The sequence below is a fragment of the Mycobacterium sp. genome (assembly GCF_052144515.1).
Taxonomy (GTDB): domain Bacteria; phylum Actinomycetota; class Actinomycetes; order Mycobacteriales; family Mycobacteriaceae; genus Mycobacterium.
In genome coordinates this window covers 1-4,389 of the sequence record NZ_JBKQQD010000438.1, presented here as the reverse complement: position 1 = coordinate 4,389, position 4,389 = coordinate 1, and the positions used below count along the sequence as shown (strand labels likewise).

Here is a 4,389-nt window from a genome sequence, read left to right as displayed (position 1 = left end):
CTCGGCGACGTCGGCGCCCGGGATCCCGCCAGGTGAGGCCTGTCGGGTCATTGGCGCCATCGCGAACCTGTTTGGCACGGTCAGTGAGCGGATGGTCAGCGGTTGGAATAAGTCGTCGATTGCCACGAAATGCTCCAACGAGGCGCTCTTCGCGCCTATTCCGGCTCACCGGAATCGCGGGTCCGTCTCGCGACGCGGCGACGTCGCGAATAAAGAACTCCCCGCAACACTTTCAGCGGGGCTTGTAACGGTTCGGGCACGTTTCGGTCGTCCCACGAGACGTCGTGCGGCACCGCGGTTCCCGTGGTTGACAATGCGGGACATGACGCAATCGCGGAAGCCCGACGTTGGCGCGTGAGATCTCACGGCAGACGTTTCTGCGGGGTACCGTCGGAGCGTTAGCCGCCGGAGCAGTCTTCGGATCGGGCCGAGTCGGTTCGGTCCGGGCCACCGCCGCGCCGAATACCTCCGGCTGGGGCGGTCTTTCCACCGCCATCGGCGGGCAGGTGATACTGCCGGATAATGGTGCGCAATTCGCCAGCGCCAAACAGGTATTCAACACCATCTACAACGGCTCGACGCCGGCGGCCATCGTCACGCCGACATCGGCGGCCGATGTGCAAAAGGCGATGGTATTCGCCGCCGCCAACAACCTCAAAGTCGCACCGCGCAGCGGTGGGCATTCCTATGTGGGGGCATCGACCGCGAACGGCACCATGGTGCTCGACCTGCGGCAGCTGCCCGGAGGAATCAACTACGACGCCGCCACCGGGCAGGTCACCGTGACACCCGCGACCGGTCTGTACGCGCTGCACCAGGCGCTGGGCGCGGCCGGCCGGGGCATCCCGACGGGTATCTGCCCCACGGTCGGTGCTGCCGGGCATGCCCTGGGCGGTGGGCTGGGCGCCCATTCCCGGCAGGCGGGACTGATGTGTGACCAGCTGACGGCCGCGTCGGTGGTGCTGCCCGGCGGCCAGTCGGTCACCGCGTCCGCCGCCAACAACCCCGACCTGTTCTGGGCGTTGTGCGGCGGCGGGGGCGGCAACTTCGGCGTGACGACCTCGCTGACCTTCGCCACCTTCCCCGCCGGGAACGTCGACGTGGTGAACCTCAATTTCCCGCCGCAGTCGTTCGCGCAGGTTCTCCTTGGTTGGGCGAATTGGCTGCGCACCGCCGACCGCAACAGCTGGGCGCTCGCGGACGCGACCGTCGACCCGATGGGTACGCACTGCCGCATCCTGGCGACCTGCCCGGTCGGGTCGGGTGGCAGCGCGGCGGCCGCGATCACTTCGGCCGTCGGAACGCAACCGACCGGGACCGAGAATCACACGTTCGACTATTTGGACCTGGTGCGGTATCTGGCCGGGAACCTCAGCCCGTCGCCGCTCGGATATGTCGGCGGTTCCGATGTCTTCCCGACGATCACCCCGGCCGCCGCCCAGGGGATCGCCGCGGCGGTCAACGCCTTTCCTCGTGGCGCGGGCCGCATGTTGGCGATCATGCATGCGCTCGACGGCGCGCTCGCGAGTGTGCCGCCGGGGGCCACCGCCTTTCCGTGGCGGCGCCACGCCGCGCTGGTGCAGTGGTACATCGAACCGTCCGGTGATCCCTCGGCGGCGACCAGCTGGCTCAACACGGCACACCAGGCGGTGCAACCGTATTCGGTCGGCGGCTACGTGAACTACCTGGAGGCCGGCCAACCGCCCTCGCGGTATTTCGGTCCGAATCTCCCCCGGCTGACCGCCGCACGGCAGAAGTACGACCCCGGCCGGATCATGTTCTCCGGGCTGAGTTACTAGCGGCCAGCGCCGAAACGTCGGCGACGATGCCCCTTTTGTCGAGGTTGGGCCGCTCGTCCAGTGCGGTATCCGGTTCAGCGGACTGCTCAGGTAGTCGGTGCGTATGCGGCGGCATAGCATTACCGTTGCCACACAAGCACACTCAGCTGTGTTCCCCCTCCGCCTCGGGCGCTGTGGGATCCCAAGTATTGGGCAGCATCGGCACACTCGGTCCCCCTCCGAACTCGTCGCCGGAAAGCGTGGTAAATCCCGCTGACTTGGCACTGTCTTTCGACGTCGTCCCGGCAAGTCCCAGCATTCCCGCACCACGATCCGAGGCCACTGTCGACCCGACCGCCTCCTCAACCCAAATCGGGTCGACCTGGACATCCACATCCACGAACTCGTCACCGTGCCCGCGCTGCGTCGCACGCCGTCGCCGCCGCGCTCGCGCCTGCTCCCGCGCGGCCGCAGCGGCCGCAGCGGCCGTATCCGGCTGCAGCGCATTCCTTTTGGCGCTGGAACTAGCGGCACTGCGCAGCACCGAATAGGCCCCGACGATGGGAGGCCCCACCACATAGGGGGGCACAAAACCCGTCCCACCGGCGGCGGGCGGCCCTGGCGGCGGCGCCGAACTGGTGAGAGTGCTCGCCGCGGTCGCGGGAGCCGGGGCCGGGCCAGGGGCCGGGGCCGCGCCAGGGGCGACGGCCGACGCAACCGCAGTCGGAGCGAGCCCGGCAACCGGCACCGCAGCGGGAGCAGCCGCGACGGGTGCCAGCGCCGGCGCGACAGCTGTCGGCGCAGGCTGTGCGGCGGCCGCTGCGGCCAGGGCCGCTAAGCCGCCCGCAGATCCGACGGGCGCGATCGAGAGGTTGAGGGAGGCCGTCGGGAGAATCGCTTGGCCGAGCGCGAAGAACACCTCGTCGCCGTCGTAGAACAGATAAAGCGGGTTCTCCAGCACCGCCAACGGATCCGTCAAGAGTCTGTAGATGGCGTGCGACTCGGTGTAGCTCACCGGATTGTTCAGGAAGTCATATATGTTGTCGATCCCGAACTCGTCACTGATTTGGTCCGGCACCCCCAACTTCTGCACTAGGGATTCCAGCAGGGTGCCCAGTCCCGTCGACGGCCCGGAGTCGTCGTCCGCGTCGGTCTGCGCGGCGGAGGCTTTCAGGATCGGCGGCGCCGGTTCGCTTTGTGGTGTCGACGCCACCGCTGAGCCAGCGACGGCCTGGTAAGTGCTCATGGTGGTGGCGGCCTGGATCCACATCCGCACATAGTCGGCCTCGTTGAGCGCGATCGGGATGGTGTTGATCCCGAAGAAATTGGTCGCCACCAGCAGACCGTGGACAATGTGGTTGGTGGCCAGCTCGGCCAAGGTCGGCATGGCCGCCAGCGCGGCGGTGTGGGCCGCAGCCGCGGTCTCATGCTGGGCGGCTTCTGCGGCACTGTTGGCGCTGGCCTGCATCAGCCACGCCAGATAAGGCAGATGCGCAGCCACGTAAGACTCCGCACTCGGCCCCTCCCATGCCCTCGCTTGCACGTCAGCCAACACCGCGGCGAGTTCCTCGGCTACCGCCGCATATTCGGCGCTCAATGTGTTCCACGCCCCAGCCGCCGCCATCAACGGCCCCGACCCGGGACCACTGCTCAGCAATGCCGAATGCACCTCCGGTGGTGCGGCCATCCAGATGGGCGCCGTCATAAGCAGCGGCCACCCAGATACGGCGACGCAGCAGCCACATCACCGATCGGATAACTGGCGCCCGACTCAGCCACCCCGGCCCGAACCGCAAACGTGCCAGCGTCGTGGTTGTCCAAGCCTCTGACCCTTCCTGACGCTGAGTTAATCCGGTGAAGTTAGCATTGCGTAAGCTAACTTGTCGAGCTTGCGGAATACCGTGAGTCGGTGAACCGATCACTCCTTGACTGCGCTGACCAGGGTGTTACGGGCGATAATCGGCCCAGGCTCGGTATCCGGTGGGGCACGGGACGCCCGACCATGCGGCAGTTGTCGGCCAGCCGGGTGGCAGCCTTTGTCCGGCCCCGGGCGCCGAACCATTCGACCACCGGGGTGCACTGCTCGTTCAAGACCAGCTGAAAAGTGAGGCGCTGGCGGCCGTTGGCCTCGCGATCTTCTACGACTGCGGCCGCGAACTCGTCGGGCACCAGCGGCGCTCCACTCCTCCGCGGCCGGGCGGCCCGCGCGCCGATACCGATGAAAGGCTGCTCCCAGGCGGTGGCAGGCAGATAGATCAGCAGACCCCTGGTGCGTCCGTTATCCACCCACCGCGCTCAAGTCGATCCGCGCGATGCGCGCGGGGTCGGCCAGCACGTCGATGGCCGCCACCCTCCCGTCACGCACCAGGAACGCCATGATCGCCGTTGGTCGCCCGTCGACGAACACCACCGCGCCGGCGGCGCCGTTGACGGTGGCCCCCCGCACCTCCCGCTCGGGCGCGGCGTACCCGCGGGCCAGCTTGGTCACCGTCGCGGCGCCCTCGGCGCGGAACCCGGGGGCGTGCGGTCCGAAGTCTCCCCGCAACACCACGTCGGGATGCAGCACCGCCACCAGCCGGTCGAAGTCGCCGGAGCGCCCCGCCGCGAAGAA

General features: G+C 68.1%; 3 protein-coding genes and 2 pseudogenes. 1 reads left to right on the top strand and 4 read right to left on the bottom strand.

Annotated features, from left to right (window positions below; genetic code table 11):
- Positions 1-126, bottom strand: a pseudogene (locus tag ACLP9N_RS29755) (12-oxophytodienoate reductase); the annotation flags it as partial.
- A gap of 221 nt (positions 127-347) precedes the next feature.
- Here ACLP9N_RS29755 and ACLP9N_RS29750 point away from each other — a divergent pair.
- The gene (locus ACLP9N_RS29750; RefSeq protein ID WP_442410729.1) at positions 348-1,799 is read left to right on the top strand and encodes an FAD-binding protein; all 1,452 of its coding nucleotides are present in this window, start codon (positions 348-350) and stop codon (positions 1,797-1,799) included.
- Positions 1,800-1,941: 142 nt separating this feature from the next.
- Here ACLP9N_RS29750 and ACLP9N_RS29745 read toward each other — a convergent pair whose 3' ends face one another.
- From ACLP9N_RS29745 to ACLP9N_RS29735, 3 genes and pseudogenes are all read right to left on the bottom strand, one after another.
- Positions 1,942-3,483 (bottom strand): PPE family protein, encoded by a 1,542-nt coding sequence (locus ACLP9N_RS29745; protein WP_442410728.1) that lies wholly within the window; start codon positions 3,481-3,483, stop codon positions 1,942-1,944.
- Between the two features lie 170 nt (positions 3,484-3,653).
- Entirely contained in the window at positions 3,654-4,064 is a 411-nt protein-coding gene (locus ACLP9N_RS29740; protein ID WP_442410727.1) for a hypothetical protein, read from the bottom strand.
- Positions 4,057-4,389: pseudogene (locus ACLP9N_RS29735) on the bottom strand (RNA polymerase subunit sigma-70); the annotation flags it as partial. The gene ACLP9N_RS29740 and the pseudogene ACLP9N_RS29735, both read right to left, overlap by 8 nt.

Excerpts from the sequence above, each read along its gene's own strand:
- ACLP9N_RS29745 (WP_442410728.1), bottom strand. The coding sequence starts at position 3,483 with ATGACGGCGCCCATCTGGATGGCCGCACCACCGGAGGTGCATTCGGCA.